The organism is Streptomyces sp. NPDC093094 (assembly GCF_044754345.1).
Lineage (GTDB): Bacteria > Actinomycetota > Actinomycetes > Streptomycetales > Streptomycetaceae > Streptomyces.
On the sequence record NZ_JBIVOX010000012.1, the window covers coordinates 1 to 20395 of the forward strand.

Annotated in this window: 20 protein-coding genes; 9 read left to right on the forward strand and 11 right to left on the reverse strand. The window is 70.3% G+C overall.

The genetic code is table 11. The annotated features are described in order from the left end of the window. The first annotated feature begins 109 nt into the window (after window positions 1–109). A complete protein-coding gene (locus ACIQGV_RS25055) occupies window positions 110–667 on the forward strand; it encodes a GNAT family N-acetyltransferase (RefSeq protein WP_402497650.1) in 558 nt (185 codons plus the stop codon). A 4-nt stretch (window positions 668–671) separates the two neighbouring features. Here the strand turns inward: ACIQGV_RS25055 and ACIQGV_RS25060 are convergent, their stop codons facing one another. From ACIQGV_RS25060 to ACIQGV_RS25090, 7 genes are all read right to left on the reverse strand, one after another. Beyond that, complete coding sequence (locus ACIQGV_RS25060) at window positions 672–2132, reverse strand: TraM recognition domain-containing protein (protein WP_402497652.1); 1461 nt, start codon at window positions 2130–2132, stop codon at window positions 672–674. Between the two features lie 8 nt (window positions 2133–2140). Next, the gene (locus ACIQGV_RS25065) at window positions 2141–3550 is read right to left on the reverse strand and encodes an ATP-binding protein (RefSeq protein WP_402497654.1); all 1410 of its coding nucleotides are present in this window, start codon (window positions 3548–3550) and stop codon (window positions 2141–2143) included. Between the two features lie 6 nt (window positions 3551–3556). Beyond that, window positions 3557–5113, reverse strand: a complete 1557-nt coding sequence (locus ACIQGV_RS25070) for an SCO6880 family protein (RefSeq protein WP_402497656.1) — start codon at window positions 5111–5113, stop codon at window positions 3557–3559. Continuing rightward, entirely contained in the window at window positions 5110–6435 is a 1326-nt protein-coding gene (locus ACIQGV_RS25075) for a hypothetical protein (protein ID WP_402497659.1), read from the reverse strand. Before ACIQGV_RS25075 ends, ACIQGV_RS25070 begins: the two co-directional genes overlap by 4 nt. Next, entirely contained in the window at window positions 6425–7228 is an 804-nt protein-coding gene (locus ACIQGV_RS25080; protein WP_402497662.1) for a hypothetical protein, read from the reverse strand. The genes ACIQGV_RS25075 and ACIQGV_RS25080 overlap by 11 nt, the downstream gene beginning before the upstream one ends. A 163-nt stretch (window positions 7229–7391) precedes the next feature. Next, a complete protein-coding gene (locus tag ACIQGV_RS25085; protein WP_003991275.1) occupies window positions 7392–7700 on the reverse strand; it encodes a hypothetical protein in 309 nt (102 codons plus the stop codon). A gap of 287 nt (window positions 7701–7987) precedes the next feature. Beyond that, window positions 7988–8596, reverse strand: a complete 609-nt coding sequence (locus ACIQGV_RS25090; protein WP_402497665.1) for a TetR/AcrR family transcriptional regulator — start codon at window positions 8594–8596, stop codon at window positions 7988–7990. An 88-nt stretch (window positions 8597–8684) separates the two neighbouring features. On the opposite strand from ACIQGV_RS25090, the gene ACIQGV_RS25095 reads away from it, so the two are divergent. The 3 genes from ACIQGV_RS25095 (at window position 8685) to ACIQGV_RS25105 (ending at window position 11642) form a co-directional block, all read left to right on the forward strand. Continuing rightward, window positions 8685–9620 carry an oxidoreductase gene (locus ACIQGV_RS25095; RefSeq protein WP_402497667.1) on the forward strand — a complete coding sequence of 312 codons (936 nt, stop codon included), beginning with the start codon at window positions 8685–8687 and terminating at the stop codon, window positions 9618–9620. Between the two features lie 163 nt (window positions 9621–9783). After that, entirely contained in the window at window positions 9784–10728 is a 945-nt protein-coding gene (locus tag ACIQGV_RS25100) for an NlpC/P60 family protein (protein ID WP_402498234.1), read from the forward strand. A gap of 206 nt (window positions 10729–10934) precedes the next feature. Beyond that, a complete protein-coding gene (locus ACIQGV_RS25105; protein WP_402497669.1) occupies window positions 10935–11642 on the forward strand; it encodes a phosphatase PAP2 family protein in 708 nt (235 codons plus the stop codon). A gap of 16 nt (window positions 11643–11658) precedes the next feature. Here the strand turns inward: ACIQGV_RS25105 and ACIQGV_RS25110 are convergent, their stop codons facing one another. Then, a complete protein-coding gene (locus ACIQGV_RS25110; RefSeq protein WP_402497671.1) occupies window positions 11659–13212 on the reverse strand; it encodes an FAD-binding oxidoreductase in 1554 nt (517 codons plus the stop codon). 399 nt (window positions 13213–13611) lie between these two features. Between ACIQGV_RS25110 and pstS the strand changes: the two genes are divergently transcribed. From pstS to pstB, 4 genes are all read left to right on the forward strand, one after another. Beyond that, window positions 13612–14739 (forward strand): phosphate ABC transporter substrate-binding protein PstS, encoded by a 1128-nt coding sequence (gene pstS, locus ACIQGV_RS25115; protein WP_402497673.1) that lies wholly within the window; start codon window positions 13612–13614, stop codon window positions 14737–14739. Window positions 14740–14866: 127 nt separating this feature from the next. After that, a complete protein-coding gene (gene pstC / locus ACIQGV_RS25120; protein ID WP_402497676.1) occupies window positions 14867–15874 on the forward strand; it encodes a phosphate ABC transporter permease subunit PstC in 1008 nt (335 codons plus the stop codon). Continuing rightward, the gene (gene pstA / locus ACIQGV_RS25125) at window positions 15871–16932 is read left to right on the forward strand and encodes a phosphate ABC transporter permease PstA (RefSeq protein ID WP_402497678.1); all 1062 of its coding nucleotides are present in this window, start codon (window positions 15871–15873) and stop codon (window positions 16930–16932) included. The genes pstC and pstA overlap by 4 nt, the downstream gene beginning before the upstream one ends. A gap of 47 nt (window positions 16933–16979) precedes the next feature. Continuing rightward, window positions 16980–17756 (forward strand): phosphate ABC transporter ATP-binding protein PstB, encoded by a 777-nt coding sequence (gene pstB, locus ACIQGV_RS25130; RefSeq protein ID WP_402497681.1) that lies wholly within the window; start codon window positions 16980–16982, stop codon window positions 17754–17756. A gap of 141 nt (window positions 17757–17897) precedes the next feature. On the opposite strand, the gene pitH is transcribed toward pstB, so the two are convergent. Both pitH and ACIQGV_RS25140 read right to left on the reverse strand, forming a co-directional pair. After that, the gene (gene pitH / locus ACIQGV_RS25135; RefSeq protein ID WP_402497684.1) at window positions 17898–18896 is read right to left on the reverse strand and encodes a low-affinity phosphate transporter PitH; all 999 of its coding nucleotides are present in this window, start codon (window positions 18894–18896) and stop codon (window positions 17898–17900) included. Window positions 18897–18903: 7 nt separating this feature from the next. Continuing rightward, window positions 18904–19524, reverse strand: a complete 621-nt coding sequence (locus tag ACIQGV_RS25140) for a DUF47 domain-containing protein (RefSeq protein WP_402497686.1) — start codon at window positions 19522–19524, stop codon at window positions 18904–18906. A 230-nt stretch (window positions 19525–19754) separates the two neighbouring features. Between ACIQGV_RS25140 and ACIQGV_RS25145 the strand changes: the two genes are divergently transcribed. Next, entirely contained in the window at window positions 19755–20102 is a 348-nt protein-coding gene (locus ACIQGV_RS25145) for a metal-sensitive transcriptional regulator (protein ID WP_402497688.1), read from the forward strand. A 29-nt stretch (window positions 20103–20131) separates the two neighbouring features. On the opposite strand, the gene ACIQGV_RS25150 is transcribed toward ACIQGV_RS25145, so the two are convergent. Continuing rightward, window positions 20132–20308: a hypothetical protein gene (locus tag ACIQGV_RS25150; RefSeq protein WP_402497691.1), complete on the reverse strand. Its 177-nt coding sequence runs from the start codon at window positions 20306–20308 to the stop codon at window positions 20132–20134. Window positions 20309–20395: the final 87 nt, after the last annotated feature.

Below are 20395 nucleotides of genomic sequence, written 5' to 3' on the forward strand. Positions count from 1 at the left end.
CAGGGGGGACCCTGTGGGAGAGTAGGACGCCGCCGAACAAATATTGAAGGAAACCCCCGTACCGTAAACCGGTACGGGGGTTTTCTGCGTTTCGGCTACTGTGACCGGCATGAGCTACCAGGTTCGTTCCATACGTTCCGACGAGTGGCCGGCGGCCAGGAGGCTTCGGCTCGCCTCGTTGCAGGATCCCGTGGCCCATCTCGCCTTTCTGGAGACCTACGAGCAGGCCAGGGCCCGCCCGGACTCCTTCTGGCAGGAACGGGCCGCCGGCGCGGCCGAGGGCGCGACCGGTGCCCAGCAGATCATCGCCGAGGACCCGGACGGCGAATGGGTCGGCACGCTGACCGTGCTCATCGAGGAAGCCGGATCGACGGACTGGGCCGGATTTCCGGTGGAGCGCAAGCAGGGGCATGTCGTCGGAGTCTTCGTGAAGGCCGACTGCCGGGGCATCGGGCTCACCGAAGTGCTCTTCTCCGCCGGTCTGGACTGGGCGTGGGCGCAGGGCGTCGAGCGGGTGCGGCTCATCGTGCACGAGGAGAACACACGGGCACAGACTTTCTACCGGAAGGCCGGGTTCGTGCCCAGCGGGGTGACCGTGCCGCTGAGCGCGGCGGCCGGGGAGAAGGAGCTGGAGTTCGTCCTCGAAGCCGAAGCCGAAGCCGGCTGACCGCTCAGACCGGCAGTTCGTCGTGGGGCCAGCGGGAGCGGGCCTGTTCGCGGGAGCGCAGCAGCACGAGCGTGCGCAGGCCGCGGTCGGCTCCGGTCGCCAGCAGGTCCGGGAGCCGGGGGAGCGGGGCGACGGCGGCGATGTCGTCCAGGACGAGCGTCAGTGGTGGGTCGAGCCGACCGGAGGATGACCGTTCGGCCATGCGCCGGCCGTGCTCGACCACGCTTGCGGCGAGTGCCGTCAGCAGCGGCATCGCGCCGGGGTCGGTCCGGGGGTCCTCGATGGATTCGCCGACCACGTAAAGAGTGCCCCCTTCCTGGACGAAGGAATCCAAGGCGAGCGCATCAGTTCGGTTGGGAGTGCATGCCTCACGGATGTTGACCGTCGACAGTGCGGCGAGCGCACGGCCCGTCAGCTCCTGTGCCATGTCCCGGCGTTCGGGGTGCGCGGTGAGCGCGGCCTCCAGTTCGCCGGCGGAGCCGGGAGCGGCCTTGGGATGCGTGCGCAGGGTGCGTACGGCTTCCTGGATCTGGTTGCCCTGGGACCAGCGGTGGACATGGCGGACGGTGCGGTTGTCGAGGGCGGCCGCGTGGAGACAACTCCGAAGGAGCGTTTCGGCGGTGTCGCTGACCGCCTGGTCGAGCCGGGAGGCGGGGCGGACCGGGGTGAGCAGCGCGGCGGCTCGCGCGGCCGCCGTCTCCTTGTCCTCGCAGCCCCTCGTCGGGGACCAGTGGAGGCGGGCCGGGGTGTCGCAGCGGTGGGCGGGGTCGTAGAGGTGCGTCGGGCCCAGTTTCGAGCGGGCGTCCTTGGTGGACTGCCAGAGGGCGGGGTTCGAGGTGACCAGCAGGACGGGGCCCTCGGCGTCCTGCACGGCCCGGGCCGCTGCCTCCTGGCGGGTCTCGCGCTCCGCGACGAGGACTCTCTCCCACCCGGCGTCCGCCGGTTCCCGGCCGAACAGGGGGGAGGAGGCCCGCGGGACGTGCTCCGTCGCCCGTTCCGGTTCCGCGGGGGGCTCCTGGCGCGGGTGCGACGGTGCCGGCTGCCGTTCCGTACGCGGCTGCGGGACCTCGTACGGCTGGGGCTGTTCCTGGGGCCGGTCCCTGAGTCTTCTGCGGACGGCTCTCCAGCGGGCCAGGGTGCCCAGGACGAAGACCGTGAGGACGACCAGGACCATCAGCTGGCCGATGAGCAGGCCCCAGAAGAGGCCGTAGCCCGACAGTGCGGCGGCCGGGGTGTCGGGCCAGGCGCCGGGCATGTCGTGCGGGCTGGTGACGAGGTGACGCATGGCCAGGGGGGTGCGGGCGAAGGTCACCGTCCCCGGCCAGGTGCCGTGGGCGAACCAGGCGGCGAGTCCCGTGGCCGTCCAGACCAGCAGGGTCATGCCGACGAGGAACACGAGTATGCCGATCAGCAGGCCGTCGGGGACGCCGCCCTGGGCCTCCCGCCGCTGGTCCACCGCCTTCACGCCGCCCCCTACGCGACCGTCGACTCGGAGTCGCCGAGATGATGCTCCATGAAGGCCGCCGCCCGCTCCTCGGCCTCCAGTTCGGCGGCGAGCAGCGCCTCGTCCGTGAGGTCGGACGACGACTCCGTCATCGCGCGGTCGGTGAAGACCAGCGGGCGTTCCGTCTCGGTGACCAGGTGTTTGACCACCTGGACGTTGCCGTTGACGTCCCACACCGCGATACCCGGGGTGAGAGTGGGGATGATCTCCACCGCCCAGCGCGGCAGGCCCAGGACCCGGCCCGTCGCCCTCGCCTCGTCCGCCTTCTGGGCGTAGATCGTCCGGGTCGAGGCCATCTTCAGGATGGCCGCGGCCTCCTTCGCGGCCGCGCCGTCCACGACGTCGGACAGATGGTGGACGACCGCGACGAAGGACAGGCCGAGCCGGCGGCCGAACTTCAGCAGGCGCTGGAACAGCTGGGCCACGAACGGGCTGTTGATGATGTGCCATGCCTCTTCCACCAGGAAGATGCGCTTCTTGCGGTCGGGGCGGATCCAGGTGTGCTCCAGCCACACCCCGACGATCGCCATGAGGATGGGCATGGCGATGGAGTTGCGGTCGATGTGGGAGAGGTCGAAGACGATCAGCGGCGCGTCCAGGTCGATGCCGACCGTCGTCGGGCCGTCGAACATGCCGCGCAGGTCGCCGTCCACCAGGCGGTCGAGGACCAGGGCCACGTCCAGGCCCCACGCCCGTACGTCGTCTATGTCGACGTTCATCGCCTCGGCCGACTCCGGCTCGGGATGCCGCAGCTGCTCGACGATGTCGGTCAGGACGGGCTGGCGCTCGACGATCGTCTCGTTGACGAAGGCGTGCGCGACCTTCAGGGCGAAGCCGGAGCGTTCGTCGAGGCCGTGGCCCATCGCCACCTCGATGATCGTGCGCAGCAGGGCGAGCTGGCCCGTGGTCGTGATCGAGGGGTCCAGGGGATTGAGGCGGATGCCGTGGTCCAGCGCGGCCATCGGGTCCAGGCGGATGGGAGTTATCCCCAGCTCCTGCGCGATGAGGTTCCATTCGCCGACGCCGTCCTCGCCCTGGGCGTCCAGGACGACGACCTGGCGGTCGCGGAACCGCAGCTGCCGCAGGACGTACGTCTTCTCCAGCGCGGACTTGCCGTTGCCGGACTCGCCGAGGACCAGCCAGTGGGGGGCGGGGAGCTGCTGGCCGTACAGCTGGAAGGGGTCGTAGATGTAGCCCTTCCCGGAGTACACCTCGCGGCCGATGATGACGCCGGAGTCGCCGAGGCCGGGCGCGGCCGTCGGCAGGTAGACGGCCTGGGCCTGGCCCGTCGACGTACGTACGGGCAGCCGGGTCGTCTCGACCTTCCCGAACAGGAAGGACGTGAAGGCGTCGGTGAGGACGGACAGCGGATCCCGCATCAGGTCCTACCTCCGGATGCCGGTGGCGAAGGGAAGTGTGTTCACGAAGGCGCGGTGGTGCTCGCGGTCGCACCACTCCAGCTTCAGGTACGACTTTCCGGCCGAGGCCCTTATGGTGCGCTTGTCGCGGGCCAGAGCCTCGGGACTGCGCGAGGAGACGGTGATCCAGCCGACCAGGTTCACTCCGGCGGCGCCGCTGGCGAGGTCCTCGCCGCGCTGGTCGAGGCGGCTGTGGGCGGCCACGTCACGCGGGTCGACGGTCCGGTTCATCTTGGCCGCGCGGGACGCCTCGGCCTCGTCGTTCGTCTTCTCGGTCAGCATGCGTTCGATGGCGATCTCGGTGGGTTCGAGGTCCATCGTGACGGCGACCGTGCGGATGACGTCCGGGGTGTGGACGAGGAGCGGCGCGAGGAAGTTGACGCCGACCGGGGTCATCGGCCATTCCTTCACCCAGGCGGTGGCGTGGCACCAGGGGGCGCGGGTGCTGGACTCGCGGGTCTTGGCCTGGAGGAAGGTGGGCTCCATGGCGTCGAGCTCGGCGGGCCAGGCGTTGCGGCGGGTCATCGCCTGGATGTGGTCGATCGGGTGGTCCGGGTCGTACATGGAGTGGACCAGCGAGGCGAGCCGGCCCTGGCCGAGCGGCTGCCGGACGCGGATGTCGGCCTCCTGGAGCCGCGAGCAGATGTCGGTCAGCTCGCGCGCCATGACGATGGCGAGGCCCGCGTCCCGGTCGACCTTGCCGCCGTGCGGGCGGGCGGCGCGGGCCATGGCGTTGGCCTCGGCGGCGAGCTCGCGTGTGAAGTGCATGCAGGCGACGAGATAGGCGCGGTGCTGCTCGCTGCTGGTGGACACCATCGACTGGAGCTGGTCGTACGACTGCTGCAGCCATCCCGGTGCCTTCTCGTCACCGCGGACGGCGACGTCCTTGGCGTGGGCGTCGGGGTCGGCGGGCAGGGTGCGGGCGAGCATCTGGAGCCGGGTGACGAAGCCGTCGCCGTTGGCCACGTGCTTGAGCAGGGTGCCGAAACGGTCGACGAGGGCCTCCTGGTCCTCGCTGTCGCGCAGGCCGACGCCGGGGCCCTCGATCTCGATGGCCGCGGTGACGGTCCTGCGGTCCGCGTGCAGCAGGACGGCGATCTCGTCGGGACCGAACGGGGCGGCCAGCCAGGTGATGCGGCCGATGCCCGGCGGGGGCCCGATCTCCACCTCGTCGCCGTCGAGCCGGGTACCGGCCTCCATGGCGGAGGACCGGTAGACGGTGCCCTGGCGCAGGGTGCGCTTGTAGCTGCGGTTGATCTCGAACCACCGGTAGAACGTGCGCTGCTTGTACGGCACGTAGACCGCGGCCAGAGCGAGCAGCGGGAAGCCCATGAGCAGCACGATGCGCAGGGAGAGCACCGGGACGAGGAGACCGCACATCATGCCGAGGAACGCGCCGCCGATGATGAGCGCGATCTCGCCGGACTCACGGTTCCGTCCGACGATCGCGTTCGGCCGGGCACGGCCGATCAGATATGTACGGCGGGGCGTGACCGGATGGGACAGATGGGACTCGGTCGTCAACGCCCTTCACCTCCCGTGCGGTTGGTACTGCTGTTGCGGGTGTTGCTGGCGTGGGGTGTGTTGACCGGGCTGCCGGCGCGGGGGGAGGGTGCGGCGGAGGGGACAGATCCGCCGCCACCGGTCGGGGTGCGCGAGCTGTGCGCGGCCATGCCGCCGGCGGTCTGGTTGGCCGGGCGGGCGGCGCCGCCGGTCTGGCCGCCGTTGCTGTCGGCGCGGGTGCTGTGGGTCTTGATGCCCTGGGCGACGAGGGTCGCGGGGGAGCTGATGACGGCGGCGGCCTTGCCCTCCGCGCCCTGCATGATGCGGTTGCTGCGGGAGTTCGCGATCTCGTCGCCGAAGCCGGGGACGAAGCGGTAGATCATCGCGGACGCGAAGATGGCGAGCAGGATGATCGCGAGGCCGGAGACGACGGCGGAGAAGGCGTCGGGGCCGTCGTCGGCGGAGAGGGCTCCGGCGAGGCCGAGCACGATGACGATCACCGGCTTGACGAGGATGACGGCGATCATGATGCCCGCCCAGCGGCGGACGTGGCCCCACAGGTTCTTGTCGACGAGACCGGCGTAGACGACGGTGCCGAGGAGGGCGCCGACGTAGAGGAGCGCGGCCCTGATGACGAGCTCCAGCCACAGGACGCCGGCGGCGAGCACGCTGACCAGGGAGACGACGATCAGCATGATCGGGCCGCCGCCGATGTCCTCGCCCTTCTCCAGGGCGCCGGAGAAGTTGCCGAAGAAGACGTCGGTCTGGTCGCCCGTGGTGTCGGCGAGGACCTCGCTGACACCGTCGGTGGCGGAGACGACGGTGTAGAGGATGAGGGGGGTGAAGGCGGAGGCGAGGACCGTGAGCCAGAGGAAGCCGATCGCCTCGGAGACGGCGGTGGTGACGGGGACGCCGCGTACGGCCCTCTTGGCCACGGCCAGCAGCCACAGGAGGAGGGTGAGGATGGTCGAGGCGGCGAACACGACGGCGTACTGCTGGAGGAACTTCGCGTTGGTGAAGTCCACGGTCGCCGTGTCCTTCACGGCCTCGCTGAGCTTGCCGACGGTCCACGAGGCGGCGTCCGCGCATCCCCGCGCGAGGGAGGAGAGGGGGTCGAGGGCGGAGGCGGGGTCGACGGACGGGGAACTGCCGCCGTCTCCCTGTCCCTTCTCGCAGTACTTCTTGGCCTCGCCGACGATGAGGTCGCAAGGGTCGTTGCTCTTCGAGGGACTCGGCGTCGGGGTGGGCGCAGCGAAGGCCCGTCCGGACAGCAGGACGGCCCACGTCTGGACGGCTGCGGCCGCTCCGGCGAGCTTGAGCACGCGATGCGGGTTACCGGGCATACGTGAACCCTCCGTACTCCTCGATGGCCTTGCTGATCTCGTCGGAGGTGGCGGCCCTGTCGTCGCCGGGTACCGGCGCGGGGCCGTCCGTCTGTGTGTCGGCGGCGATCTTCCAGTCGCCGTCGGCCCACTGGAGGTCGAACGTCCAGGTCTTCCACGTGGAGGTGACGGGGTCGGTCGAGCGCTCTCCGGACATGCCGATGAGTCCCAGGTACCAGACCGCGACCTTGGCGCTGCTGCCGCTGAAGTTCTGGACGGTTGCGCCGACCGGGACGACTCGGGACACGAAGGTGTTCCCCTTCGGGGGGTTGCCGTCGGCGTCCAGTCCCAGCTTGCTCAGGAAGTCGGCCGAGTAGGCGTCATCCATCGGGCTCTTGAGCCGGGCAGCGGCCTCTGACGTGTAGAGGCGGTCCACGAGCGTGTGTCTGCGGTCCTTGTCGAACATGCCCGTGGAGCCCAGGGCGACGGAGTAGTTGCTCGCCGCCGACTGCGCCCCTTGCTCGTTCTGTGCGAACCCCGTTGCCACCGGCCGGGTCCCCGTGGGGGCTGTGGGGTTGGTCTCGGGGCCGTTCGCAGGGGTGGGCTCGGGTGAGGAATCGTCTCCTCGGTTGGCGAAGGCGATCGCCGCGACGAGGAGGACGACGACGGCGACGACGGTGACGAGGCTGCGGGGGGACGACGTACGGCGGCGGGGGCCCGGGCCGCCGGCGTAGGGGTCGCCCTCGGGCAGGCGCATGCGGGTGCCCGTGTAGCCGCCGGAGGCGGTGGTGTCCGGTTCGTCTCCCAGGCTCATGCGGCGTACGCCCCCTCGACGTAGAAGTACGACGGTAGCCGTGCTGGTTCCCGCGCGGGCGCGGTGTGGTGACTCGACATCAGGGAGACGCAACCTCAGCCGGTGGGCACGACGGACGGGTGGGGTGTGTGGGCGGGCCGGGCGTGCCCGTGCGGGCGAGGTGCTACACGGCCATGCCGTAGACGATCGTGAACAGCGTGCCGAGCGAGCCGATGATGAAGACGCCCGTCAGGCCGGCGATGATCAGGCCCTTGCCCTGTTCCGCGCTGAAGGTGTCCCGCAGGGCGGTCGCGCCGATTCTCTGCTTCGCAGCGCCCCAGATGGCGATGCCGAGGCAGAGCAGGATGGCCACCGCCATCACGACCTCGATCATGACCTTGGCCTCGTTGCCCAGGCTGCCGAAGGGGCCCCAGTCCGGAGCGATCCCGCCGATGATGGTGTTGATGTCTCCCTTGTCGGCCGCAAAGAGCATGTAAGTCACCGCCCCTGGTGGGTAGTTCCGCCATCCCCTGCGGTGTGCAGAGGTCAGACCCATTCTCGCCGACAATGGCGCCGCAGTATGTCGACTTGGCGTCATTGCTTGGCAGGTTTCGTACGAATACCTTGGTCACTCTGTGTATCACGGCAGGTCACGCCGGGCAATGAGGCCAGGGCGGAACCTGTCGGCGGCTCCGTCGTTGACCCCTTTCGCCCTCTTCGTCCCGCACGTCACTGCTTCCCGTCCGGCGCACCGCTTTTGACGGCCCGTCGGGGTGAAGGCTATCCCCGCCGGGGGGTGAGGCCGTGCAGCAGGTGGTGGACCAGCTCGCCGACGGAGTCCAGCGCGGCCTCGGCCGGGAGGTGGCCGCTCGCGCTGAAGGCGGCCACGCCGTGCAGCGCGGCGCCCGCCAGGAGGGTGATGTGCTCGGGGTCGCCCTCGACGATCTGGCCGCGTGCCTGGGCGTCGGTGATCAGCTGGAAGAAGGGGGTGAGCGCCCCCTCGACCGCGGCGGCGAGCTGCTCGGAGATGTCCGGGTCGTGCTTGCGCGCGTACATCAGCTCCAGCAGGGCCGCGTTGTCGACGGCGAACCGGAGGTAGGCGCGGGCCAGGGCGGTCAGCCGGGTCTCCAGGGGCAGGGCCGGGTCGTCGGCGCCGTGCACGGCCCGGGTCATACGCTCGAAGCCGGTCAGCGCGAGCGCGTCGAGCAGGGCCTGCTTGTCCCTGAAGTGGCGGGTGGGGGCGGCATGGCTGACCCCGGTGGTGCGGGCGAGCTCGCGCAGGGAGAGCGCGGCGGCCCCCTTGTCCCGCAGGGTGTCCTCGGCGCCGGCGAGGAGGGCGGCGCGGAGGTCTCCGTGGTGGTAGGGGCGGGGCTCGGACATGCTCAGCATCGTAGCTGTAGGTAATCGCCGGCCGCGGCGGTCCGGCAGGGCCGGTGTTGTCATTGACATCATTGTTGTCGCTGCCTACATTGAGGTCATGTCCTCTACGCGTACGCCGGCGTCCCGGTCGGCCAAGTGGAACGCCTCCCACCTTCCTGACCTGTCCGGCCGCACGGCACTGGTGACAGGCGCGAACAGCGGTATCGGCCGCACCGCCGCCGCGGCGCTGGCCCGGGCCGGGGCCCATGTCGTCCTCGCGGTGCGCGACCCCGAGCGGGGCAGGAGCGCGGCCGCGGCCATCGGGGGCAGCACCGAGGTGCGCCGGCTCGACCTCGCCGACCTGGCCTCCGTGCGCGCCTTCGGGGAGGAGTGGCAGGAGCGCCCGCTGGATCTGCTGATCAACAACGCGGGCGTGATGATGCTGCCGCGGCAGAGGACCAGGGACGGCTTCGAGATGCAGTTCGGCACGAACCATCTCGGCCACTTCGCGCTGACGAACCTGCTGCTGCCGTACGTCACCGACCGCGTGGTCACGGTCTCCTCCGGGGCCCACCGCTGGGGCGGGGCGAAGAACCGGATCCGTTTCGAGGACCTCGACTGGACCTCCGGCTACAACCCGCAGGCCGCCTACGCCCAGTCCAAGCTGGCCAACCTGCTGTTCACCCTGGAGCTCCAGCGGCGTCTGGGCGAGGCCGGCTCCGGTGTCCGCGCGCTCGCCGCGCACCCGGGCTGGTCCGCCACCAACCTGCAGAGCCACGCCGCCAGCCCCGTCGCCCGCGTCGCCATGCAGATCGGCAACCGCTTCCTCGCCCAGGACGACGCCTCCGGCGCCCTGCCCACCCTCTACGCCGCGTCCCAGGACCTTCCCGGCGCGAGCTACGTCGGCCCCGACGGCCCCGGCGAGATGCGCGGCGCCCCCACCCTGGTCGGCCGCTCCCGGGCGGCGAGCGACCCCGAGGCCGCCCGCCGGCTGTGGGACGTCTCCGAGGAACTGACGGGCACGCACTTCCCGGCCCGGCTCCCCGTCCTCTGACGCCACCCCCTGTCCGAGCGGTCCAATGGGCCGAAATAATGGCGGACTCCGGGGGCGCGCCGGAGAAGTCGTCATGAAGTGGGCGCGGATGGGGGAGGGTTGAGCCGTGCGCAGAGTGTGGGTGGCCGGCGGTGTCGCGCTCGGGGTGGGCCTGAGCTTCGTGATGCTGCTCGTGATCGGGGTGTACATCGTCGCGGGCAACCTGGTGAACGGTGCGGGCGGCGGCGGCCGGGCGCTGGCCAAGGGGGCCGTGCCGGCCGCGTACCGGGACCTCGTGCAGAGGTGGGGCAACCTCTGCCCCGCCATCAGCCCCGCCCTGCTCGCGGCCCAGCTCTACCAGGAGAGCGGCTTCAACCCCGACGCCCAGAGCCCGGCCGCGGCGCAGGGGATCGCGCAGTTCATCCCCGGCACCTGGGCCACCCACGGCGTGGACGGCGACGGCGACGGCGACCGGGACGTGTGGGACCCCAAGGACGCGATCCCCTCGGCGGCCTCGTACGACTGCGCGCTCGCCGGGTACGTCGAGGACGTGCCGGGGGACGCCACCGAGAACATGCTCGCCGCCTACAACGCGGGGGCGTACGCGGTCATCAAGTACGGGGGCGTGCCGCCGTACAAGGAGACCCAGAACTATGTGCAGACCATCACGAGCCTGCAGACGAGCTTCGCCGCGCCCGCCGGCCGGGTCGCCCCCTCCGAACAGGCCGCCGCGGCCATCCACTACGCCCAGAGCAAGCTCGGCACGCCCTACCTCTGGGGCGGCAACGGCACGCCCGACCAGGGGGGCCGCTTCGACTGCTCGGGGCTGACCAAGGCGGCGTACGAGAGTGTCGGGATCACCCTGCCCCGGGTCGCGAACGACCAGTACAACGCGGGCCCGCACCCGGGCCGGGACGAACTGCTCCCCGGTGACCTGGTGTTCTTCTCGACCGACCCCACGAACTCCCGGGCCATCGACCACGTGGGGATCTACGTCGGCGGCGGGTACATGATCGACGCCCCGTACACCGGCGCCGTCATCCGGTTCGACCCGATCGACACCCGGAAGTACTTCGGCGCGACCCGGGTCACCGCCGATGGCGCGAAAGCGCTGCCCACAGGTGTCTGAACCGGGGTGAACCGAGCGTGAACCCTCCCCCTGAGCTGCGGCTATGGGTCTCTCTTCGATAACGTCTGCGTGATCATCCGGTGGAATGTGGAACGAACGGACGGGGACCGTGCGTTCCTGTTGACGGATCCACGCACCATGGGGTGGCGGAGCCGCGCACGCACGGGTGCGCGGACGGTTGAGGACGACGAAGGGGCCGCTGCACGATGGCTGGACTCGCGCAATCCGGGTCGAACCCCGACGTCGAGCTGCTCTACGACATCAACGGCCTGGCCAAGGCCGCGCCGCACTGGTTCGACCGGCTCATGGAGTACGTCGGTGAGTACGGGCTGCCGCTCGCCGTGGTGCTGCTCGTGCTGTGGTGCTGGTGGACCGTGCGCAGGCGTGCCGACGCCGAGGAGGCCGCGGCCTCCGTGGCCGCGCTGATATGGGCGCCCCTCGCGGCGGCGGTGGCGGTCCTGGTGAACGTGCCGATAAGAGGCTTCGTGGAGCGGCCCCGGCCGTTCCTGGACCACCAGGGACTCGAGGTCCTGGTGTCCGGCAAGACCGACTACTCCTTCGTCAGCGACCACGCCACCATCACCATGGCCATGGCGGTCGGCCTGTTCGTCGCCAACCGCCGCTTCGGCCTCGTCGCCATAGCGCTGGCCCTGCCGGCGGGCTTCTGCCGCGTCTACATGGGCGTCCACTACCCGACCGACGTCATCGGCGGCTTCGCCCTCGGCACGGCGGTGGCCCTGCTGCTGTCGCCGCCGGCCATGGCGCTGCTCACCCCGCTGACCCGGGCGATCGAGCGCTCCCCGCGTGCGGGAGGGCTGATCCGCCGCCGCCCGGACGGGGACGGCAAAGGAGAGATGATCCCGCGCGGCCGTACGGAGACGGCCTCGGCCTCCGAGCGGGACCTGGCCGCCTAGCGCCCGCCCCGGGCCTCTAGAGGGCCTGGGGGTAGGTGAACATCCGCTGCGGGTCGTAGCGCCGCTTCAGCTGGGTCAGGCGCGGAGCCGCGTCCCCGTAGTAGGCCCTGCGCCAGTTCCGCAGCGTCGGGTCGGTGTAGTTCTGGTAGGCGGCGCCCGAGGCGTGGGGGCGCATCGCGTGGTGCGCGTCGGTGAGCCAGGACTGGGCCGTGGCGCCCGAGGTTCCCGCCCGCCAGGCACCGATGTACTGGGCCAGCATGCGCGAGCGCCGGTGCACGAAGGCCGTCGCCGTCGGGGAGACCCGGTTGACCGCCCCGCCCAGCGCGGTCAGCGCGATGCTCCCGGAGCCGCCGCGCACCGAGCGGATCTGCGACAGCAGGGTGTGGATGCCGGCCGCGGACAGCGAGCGGTCGAAGAAGTCCGAGCGGGCCGCGTAGGTCTCCCGTCCCAGTGCGCCCCGCGGGGAGCGGCCCGGGGTCGAGCCCGGCAGATGGCACTGCGCGTCGGTGGCGAAGGAGGAGCAGCCCGCGTACACCTCCATGGCCTCCTCGTAGGAGCGCCGGCGCAGCGAGACGCTGCTCGCGGGGGCGCCGACGCGGTCGGCGAGGCGGTCCACGGCGTTCTGCAGCTCGCCGTGGGTGCCGAGGGAGAACGCGGCGACGGAGACGGTCGGGACACCTCCGGCGGCGTTCGCCAGGTGCAGCGAGGACCAGATCTCGTCGGGCTGGGACGGCCCCCACTCCTGCCAGGCCCTCACCACCGCGGCCGCCCTGCTCCACGGCCAGCTCAGATAGGCGGACACGGCCTGCGGGGCCGGGTGGGTGCGGAAGTGCAGCTCGGTGACGACGCCGAAGTTCCCGTTGCCCGCGCCGCGCAGGGCCCAGAAGAGGTCCTTGTTCTCACGGGCGTTCGCGGTGAGCTGCCGGCCGTCGGCGGTGATCAGGGTGGCCTGGGTGAGGCTGTCGCAGGTGAGCCCGTAGGCCCGGGAGACCACCCCGTGCCCGCCGCCGAGGACGAGACCGGAGACGCCGACCGTCGGGCAGGACCCCGCCGGGATCGTCGCGCCCCGTGCGGCCAGTGCCCGGTAGACGTCGATCAGCTTGGCGCCGGCCCCGACCACCGCCTCGCCGCCGCTCGCGCGGACCCGGTTCAGCTTGGAGACGTCGATGATCAGCCGGCCGTTGCCGGAGGACCAGCCCGCGTAGGAGTGCCCGCCGTTGCGGACGGCCACGCGGATGCCGTGGGCCTTGGCGTACGACAGGGCGGTGCGGATGTCGGCCGCGTGCGCCGCATAGGCGACCGCGGCGGGCTTCAGGCCGTCGAAACGGGTGTTGTACAGCTGCCGCGCGGCCGCCCAGGCCGCGTCGCCGGGGCGGACCAGGGGGCCGTCGAGGTCGCGGGCCAGGGCGGTCCAGCCGGCCGCCGCCGCGGGGGCGTTCATCGAGGTGGCGGAGAAGGAGGGGGACGGCGTCCGGCGGGGGCGGGCGGATCCGCTGCCGCCGGTGCAGGCGACCGAGGCGCCCGCCGCGAGGGCGGCGACACCGCCGCCGATGAACGTACGCCGTTCCATGTCCGCCTCCGCGTCGCGCCGGTTCCTGTGGAACGAGACGGGTCCCCGGTGCGGCGGGTTCCACTGCCGCGGGACGGCCTGGAGCCGTCCCGGCAACGGCCTGTGATCCGTGGTGTAGCGTCATGGAAAGATGTCCTGATTGTCCGTATTGGCGGAGTCGTCGGTGCAGGAGGGCCGACTCGCTCCGGAACCTCCACGTGCCCTCCCCGTGAGCATTCCGTGACCTAACCGCACCGACCGCAGGGGTTCACCCGCCGTTCACTTCCGGCCATAGGCGGCTTCACCTGTTCTGCCTAATTTCGGCCTTACCCGGTGACGGGCGCGCCAGCGCCGCTCGTGCCGACCAGATTCCGCACGCCGCCGATTCAGGACGGCGGCTCCTGGAAGGAATTCCCGAAAGTGAAGCTTCAGCGCATGAACCGGCGGGCCCTCACCCTCGGTGCTCTCGCCGTCTCCGGCGCCCTGGCCCTCACGGCGTGCGGCTCGGACGACACGGGTGAGAAGACCAGCGGAGGCGGCGCCTCCACCAGCGCCGCCTCCGGCAACATCAAGTGCGACGACGCCAAGGGCCAGCTGCTCGCCGACGGCTCCTCCGCGCAGAAGAACGCGATCGACGCCTGGGTCAAGGGCTTCACCCAGGCGTGCAACGGCGTGCAGATCAACTACAAGGGCGGCGGCTCCGGTGCCGGCGTCACCGCGTTCACCCAGGGTCAGGTCGCCTTCGCCGGCTCCGACTCCGCCCTGAAGCCCGAGGAGCTCACCGCCTCCAAGGAGGTCTGCGAGGGCGGCCAGGGCATCGACCTGCCGATGGTCGGCGGCCCGATCGCGGTCAGCTACAACGTCCCGGGTGTCGAGAACCTCGTCCTGGACGCCCCGACCCTCGCGAAGATCTTCGACAGCAAGATCACCAACTGGAACGACAAGGCCATCGCGGCGCTCAACCCCGACGCCAAGCTGCCCGACCTGAAGATCCAGGCGTTCCACCGCTCCGAGGACTCCGGCACCACGGACAACTTCACCAAGTACCTGATCGCCACCACCCCGGACAACTGGAAGTACGAGGGCGGCAAGGCGTGGCAGGCCAAGGGCGGCCAGGCGGCCTCCGGTTCCGCGGGCATCGCCCAGCAGGTGAAGCAGAACTCCGGCGCCATCGGCTACATGGAGCTCTCCTACGCCAAGGACATGACCACGATCTCCCTGGACACGGGCGCCGCGGCGCCGGTCAAGGCGTCCACCGACAGCGCCACCAAGGCCATCGCGGACGCCAAGGTCGTCGGCACGGGCAAGGACCTCGCCCTGGAGCTGAACTACAAGACCACGGCCGACGGCGCCTACCCGATCACCCTCGTCACCTACGAGATCGTCTGCGACAAGGGCAACAAGAGCGACACCCTGCCCGCCACCAAGGCGTTCCTGCGCTACATCGCCAGCGAGGAGGGCCAGCAGGTCCTCGTCGACAACGACTACGCGCCGATCCCGGCCGACATCATCGCCAAGGTCCGCACGACCATCGAAGAGCTGAGCTGACCCGAGTGCGGCCCGGTCCCCGTCCGGGGCCGGGCCGCACCGTCCGGTGCACCGCCGCCAGGGGCCGCCACGACTGCGGCCCCGCCCGAGCCGCCTCATCCGACGGCTCCGCAGACCGGAGAACCCGATGGACATAACCACCAAGAACACTCAAGCACCCCCTCCCGCTCCCCGGCCCCGAGCGGCCGAGCGCAAGCGCAACGCGCGCGGCGCCACCCGCCCCGGAGACCGCGTCTTCCTCGGTCTCTCCCGGGGATCGGGCATCCTGCTGCTCGCGGTCATGGCCGCGATCGCGCTCTTCCTCACGTACCGGGCGGTCCTCGCCATCGGCGAGGACGAGGGCAACTTCCTGACCACGTTCGAGTGGAACACCAACCTCCAGCCCCCGGTCTTCGGCATCGCCGTCCTGGCCTTCGGCACGATCGTCTCGTCGGTCATCGCCATGGTCATCGCGGTCCCGGTCGCCGTGGCCATCGCGCTGTTCCTCACCCACTACGCCCCGCGCAGGCTGAGCGGTCCGATCGCCTACGTGGTCGACCTGCTCGCCGCCGTGCCGTCCATCGTGTACGGCCTGTGGGGTGCCCTGGTCCTCGTCCCGCACATGGACGGCCTCTACGGCTGGCTGGACGACTACTTCGGCTGGACCGGCATCTTCGAGTGGCAGGGCGGCGCCCCCCGCTCGATGCTCACCGTGGGCATCCTCCTCGCGATCATGATCCTGCCGATCATCACCAACGTCAGCCGCGAGGTCTTCCGCCAGGTCCCGCAGATGCACGAGGAGGCCGCGCTCGCCCTCGGCGCCACGCGCTGGGAGGTCGTCCGCATGGCCGTCCTGCCCTTCGGCCGCTCCGGCGTGATCTCCGCCTCGATGCTGGGCCTCGGCCGCGCCCTCGGCGAGACCATGGCCGTGGCGACCGTGCTGTCCCCGAGCTTCACCATCGAGGCCAGCCTGCTCAACCCGGGCGGCGGCACCTTCGCCCAGAACATCGCCAGCAAGTTCAACGAGGCGACGCCGTTCGGCCGTGACGCGCTCATCGCCTCCGGTCTGGTGCTGTTCGTCATCACCCTGCTGGTCAACGGCGCGGCCCGCGCGATCATCGCCCGCCGCAAGGAGTACTCGGGGGCCAACGCATGAGCCACGCAGCCGTCGTCAGCGACAAGCGCCCCAGCACCCTGCGCGGCGCCAGCCTGCCCAAGTGGTCCCCCTGGGCCATCGCCGTGGGCTCCGTGGCCGTCGCCGTGGGCATCGGCCTCGCCGCCGGCCTCGACAGCCGCATCCAGTGGGGTCTGATCGCCGCACTGCTCTTCGTCCTGGGCACGTACGGCATCGCCGCGCGCGTCGAGGGCAGGCGCCAGGCCAAGGACCGGGTCGCGACCTCCGTCGTGTGGGTCGCCTTCGTCCTCGCCGTCGTGCCGCTCGCCTCGCTGATCTGGGCGACCGTGCAGCGCGGCGTCAAGGTCCTCGACACCTACTTCCTCACCCACTCCATGGGCGTCGTCGCCGACTCCGAGGTGGGCGGCGGTATCTACCACGCCATCATCGGCAGCCTGGAGCAGGTCGCCCTCGCCACCGTGATCGGCGCCCCGATCGGTGTGCTCACCGCGATCTACCTGGTCGAGTACGGGCGGGGCAACCTGGCCCGGGCCATCACCTTCTTCGTCGACGTCATGACGGGCATCCCGTCGATCGTCGCCGGTCTGTTCATCCTCAGCCTGATGCTGATGTGGGACATGCAGCCCTTCGGCTTCGCCGGCTCGCTCGCCCTCGCCATCCTGATGATGCCGGTGGTCGTGCGCTCCACCGAGGAGATGCTCAAGCTCGTGCCGAACGAGCTGCGGGAGGCGTCCCTGGCGCTCGGCGTGCCGAAGTGGCGGACCATCCTGAAGATCGTGCTGCCCACCGCGATCGGCGGCATCACGACCGGCATCATGCTCTCCGTGGCGCGTATCGCCGGTGAGACCGCGCCGGTGCTGCTGCTGGTGTTCGGCAACCCGTTCATCAACACCAACCCCTTCGAGGGCGCACAGGCGTCGCTGCCGCTGTACATCTACCAGCAGTACCAGCAGAGCCAGTCCGAGGCGGCGTACGACCGCGCCTGGGCCGCGTCGCTCACGCTGATCGCCTTCGTGATGATCCTCAACCTGGTGGCCCGCGGCATCGCCCGCTGGAAGGCCCCGAAGACCGGTCGCTGACGCGGCCAATCGGCGACTGACCAAGACGTATCGGAAGTGAAACAGACATGGCCAAGCGAATCGACGTGAGCGGGCTGACCGCCTACTACGGCTCCCACCGGGCGATCGAGGACATCTCGATGACCGTGGAACCCCGCTCGGTGACGGCCTTCATCGGCCCGTCCGGCTGCGGCAAGTCGACGTTCCTGCGCACGCTCAACCGGATGCACGAGGTCACGTCCGGCGGGCGGGTCGAGGGCAAGGTGCTGCTGGACGACGAGGACCTGTACGGGACGGGCATCGACCCGGTGTCCGTGCGGCGTGAGGTCGGCATGGTGTTCCAGCGGCCGAACCCCTTCCCCACGATGTCGATCTTCGACAACGTGGCCGCGGGGCTGCGGCTGAACGGGAAGTACAAGAAGAGCGAGCTGAACGACGTCGTCGAGAAGTCGCTCAGGGGCGCGAACCTCTGGAACGAGGTCAAGGACCGCCTGAACAAGCCGGGCTCGGGTCTCTCGGGCGGTCAGCAGCAGCGTCTGTGCATCGCGCGGGCGATCGCCGTGGAGCCGAACGTGCTGCTGATGGACGAGCCCTGCTCGGCGCTCGACCCGATCTCGACGCTCGCGATCGAGGACCTCATCGGTGAGCTGAAGGAGCGCTTCACGATCGTCATCGTGACGCACAACATGCAGCAGGCCGCGCGCGTGTCCGACCGGACGGCGTTCTTCAACCTCGCCGCGGTGGGGCAGCCGGGCCGGCTGATCGAGATAGACGACACGGAGCGGATCTTCTCCAACCCGTCCGTCCAGGCGACCGAGGACTACATCTCGGGCCGCTTCGGCTGATCCGGCCGTCCGCACGGACTCCTCGCGGTGCTGCATGGCGGTGCCACCGTGAGGCCGAAAAAGGGCCCGCCCCCTGCACGGCAGGGGGCGGGCCTTTTGTCCGTGCCGGTCCTCGGAGGGACCTGCCGGTGTCGCGGGTCCCTACAGGAACGCCAGGTTGACCACACCGAAGGAGAGGGCGGCCACCACCGCCGCGGCCGGCATGGTGATGAACCAGCCCATGACGATGTTCTTGGCGACGCCCCAGCGCACCGCGTTCACCCGCTTCGTCGCACCGACGCCCATGATCGCGGAGGTGATGACGTGCGTGGTGGAGATCGGCGCGTGGAAGATGAACGCCGACCCGAACATGATCGTCGCGCCGGTCGTCTCGGCGGCGAAGCCCTGCGGCGGGTCCAGTTCGATGATCTTGCGGCCCAGGGTGCGCATGATGCGCCAGCCGCCCGCGTACGTGCCCAGCGACAGCATCACGGCACAGGCGATCTTCACCCACACCGGGATCGGGTCGCCGTAGTCCTCGACGTCGGCGATCACGAGGGCCATCACCACGATGCCCATCGTCTTCTGCGCGTCCTGGAGGCCGTGGCCGAGCGCCATGCCCGCCGCCGACACCGTCTGCGCGATGCGGAAGCCCCGCTTGGCCTTGTGCGGGTTGGCCCGCCGGAACATCCACAGGATCGCCGTCATCACCAGATAGCCGGCGAGCAGGCCGACGACGGGGGAGACGAACATCGGGATGACGACCTTCTCCAGGACCCCGTCCCAGTAGACGGTGGTCCCGCCGGCCAGCGCCGCGCCCACCATGCCGCCGAACAGCGCGTGCGAGGAGGACGAGGGCAGCCCGAAGTACCAGGTGATGAGGTTCCACACGATCGCGCCCACGAGCGCGGCGAACAGGATGCCCATGCCCTTGGAGCCCTCGGGCGTCTCGATCAGTCCCTCGCTGACCGTCTTGGCGACGCCCGACCCGAGGAACGCGCCCGCGAGGTTCATCACGGCCGCCATCGCGAGCGCCGCCCGCGGGGTGAGCGCGCGCGTGGACACGGACGTGGCGATCGCGTTCGCCGAGTCGTGGAAGCCGTTCGTGTACGTGAAGAAGAGCGCGACCCCGATGGTCACGACCAGAGCGAAGGTGTCCATGAAGGGGTCAGGACTCCTTGACCGCGATGGTCTCCACCGTGTTCGCCACGTGCTCGAAGGCGTCCGCCGCCTCTTCCAGGACGTCCACGATCTGCTTGAGCTTCAGGACCTCGATGGCGTCGTACTTGCCGTTGAAGAGGTGGGCCAGCAGCTTGCGGTGGATCTGGTCGGCCTGGTTCTCCAGACGGTTGACCTCGATCCAGTACTCCGTGAGGTTGTCCATCGTGCGCAGGTTCGGCATGGCCTCGGCCGTCAGCTCGGCCGCCCGGGACAGCACCTCGATCTGCTGCTCCACGCCCTTGGGAAGCTCTTCGACGTTGTAGAGGACGACCAGGTCGACGGCCTCCTCCATGAAGTCCATGATGTCGTCGAGGGAGGAGGCGAGGGAGTAGATGTCCTCGCGGTCGAAGGGCGTGATGAACGAGGAGTTCAGCTGGTGGAAGATCGCGTGTGTGGCGTCGTCGCCGGCGTGTTCCGCTGCCCGCATCCGCTCCGCGATCTCAGCCCGGGCGGAAGCGTCCGCCCCGAGCAGTTCCATCAGGAGTTTCGAGCCCGTGACGATGTTGTCCGCGGATGCGGCGAACATGTCGTAGAAGCTCGTCTCCCTGGGGGTCAGACGAAAGCGCACGTGGGGTCCTCGGGGTGCTTCGGTTTCGGTCAGGCTGATGCTAGGCGCAACATTCGGCCACGGCTATCGGGCCGTCCCCCAGTGTCGCCCATCAGGCAGAGTTATCGGCAGGCGGGCGGGGCAAGGGTCGGTCCGGGTGGTGTCGGCCACAGGCCCTCATACCCGCGAAATTCGGTACCATATACCCACCGGGGGTATATGACCGAGCTCGTCTTGATTGGGAGGCCGTGATGACGACCACCGAGGCCGGTGCCGGAGCGCCCGCCGAGGCCGTGGTGACCGACCACGACCACGCAGTGCACGGGTACCACAAGCAGAAGGACGAGCACCTCAAGCGCCTGCGGCGGATCGAGGGGCAGATCCGCGGTCTGCAGCGGATGGTGGACGAGGACGTCTACTGCATCGACATACTCACGCAGGTGTCCGCGTCCACCAAGGCGCTCCAGTCCTTCGCCCTCCAGCTGCTCGACGAGCATCTGCGGCACTGCGTCGCCGACGCGGCCCTCAAGGGCGGCGACGAGATCGACGCCAAGGTCGAGGAGGCCACCAAGGCGATCGGGCGGATGCTGCGCACCTGAGGACCCGGCCCGGCGGCGGGCGGCCGGTCTCAGCCGTCCGCCGCCTCCCGCTCCTCCGCCACCCGCAGCACCTCGTCGATGCAGTCCAGGCTGAGCCGGTCCACATCGGCCGCCGAGGCCGCGATGATCAGCTCTCCGCACAGTTCGATCTCGGCGAGGGCCACGTGGTCCTGCACCGCCGTACCGCCGACCGGAGCCACGCGCATCACCTCTTCTCCGCCGTCACCGGCTTCCTAGAGTAGGGAGCGGCCCACGGCCCGCGCATGGCACGGACGGGCTAGTTCTCCCACGGG

Coding starts and splice junctions, on each gene's coding strand:
- ACIQGV_RS25055 (WP_402497650.1), top strand. CDS start 110: ATGAGCTACCAGGTTCGTTCCATACGTTCCGACGAGTGGCCGGCGGCC.
- ACIQGV_RS25065 (WP_402497654.1), bottom strand. CDS start 3,550: ATGCGGGATCCGCTGTCCGTCCTCACCGACGCCTTCACGTCCTTCCTG.
- ACIQGV_RS25075 (WP_402497659.1), bottom strand. CDS start 6,435: ATGCCCGGTAACCCGCATCGCGTGCTCAAGCTCGCCGGAGCGGCCGCA.
- ACIQGV_RS25080 (WP_402497662.1), bottom strand. CDS start 7,228: ATGAGCCTGGGAGACGAACCGGACACCACCGCCTCCGGCGGCTACACG.
- ACIQGV_RS25085 (WP_003991275.1), bottom strand. CDS start 7,700: ATGCTCTTTGCGGCCGACAAGGGAGACATCAACACCATCATCGGCGGG.
- ACIQGV_RS25090 (WP_402497665.1), bottom strand. CDS start 8,596: ATGCTGAGCATGTCCGAGCCCCGCCCCTACCACCACGGAGACCTCCGC.
- ACIQGV_RS25095 (WP_402497667.1), top strand. CDS start 8,685: ATGTCCTCTACGCGTACGCCGGCGTCCCGGTCGGCCAAGTGGAACGCC.
- ACIQGV_RS25100 (WP_402498234.1), top strand. CDS start 9,784: ATGCTGCTCGTGATCGGGGTGTACATCGTCGCGGGCAACCTGGTGAAC.
- ACIQGV_RS25105 (WP_402497669.1), top strand. CDS start 10,935: ATGGCTGGACTCGCGCAATCCGGGTCGAACCCCGACGTCGAGCTGCTC.
- ACIQGV_RS25110 (WP_402497671.1), bottom strand. CDS start 13,212: ATGGAACGGCGTACGTTCATCGGCGGCGGTGTCGCCGCCCTCGCGGCG.
- pstC (WP_402497676.1), top strand. CDS start 14,867: ATGGACATAACCACCAAGAACACTCAAGCACCCCCTCCCGCTCCCCGG.
- pstA (WP_402497678.1), top strand. CDS start 15,871: ATGAGCCACGCAGCCGTCGTCAGCGACAAGCGCCCCAGCACCCTGCGC.
- pstB (WP_402497681.1), top strand. CDS start 16,980: ATGGCCAAGCGAATCGACGTGAGCGGGCTGACCGCCTACTACGGCTCC.
- pitH (WP_402497684.1), bottom strand. CDS start 18,896: ATGGACACCTTCGCTCTGGTCGTGACCATCGGGGTCGCGCTCTTCTTC.
- ACIQGV_RS25145 (WP_402497688.1), top strand. CDS start 19,755: ATGACGACCACCGAGGCCGGTGCCGGAGCGCCCGCCGAGGCCGTGGTG.
- ACIQGV_RS25150 (WP_402497691.1), bottom strand. CDS start 20,308: ATGCGCGTGGCTCCGGTCGGCGGTACGGCGGTGCAGGACCACGTGGCC.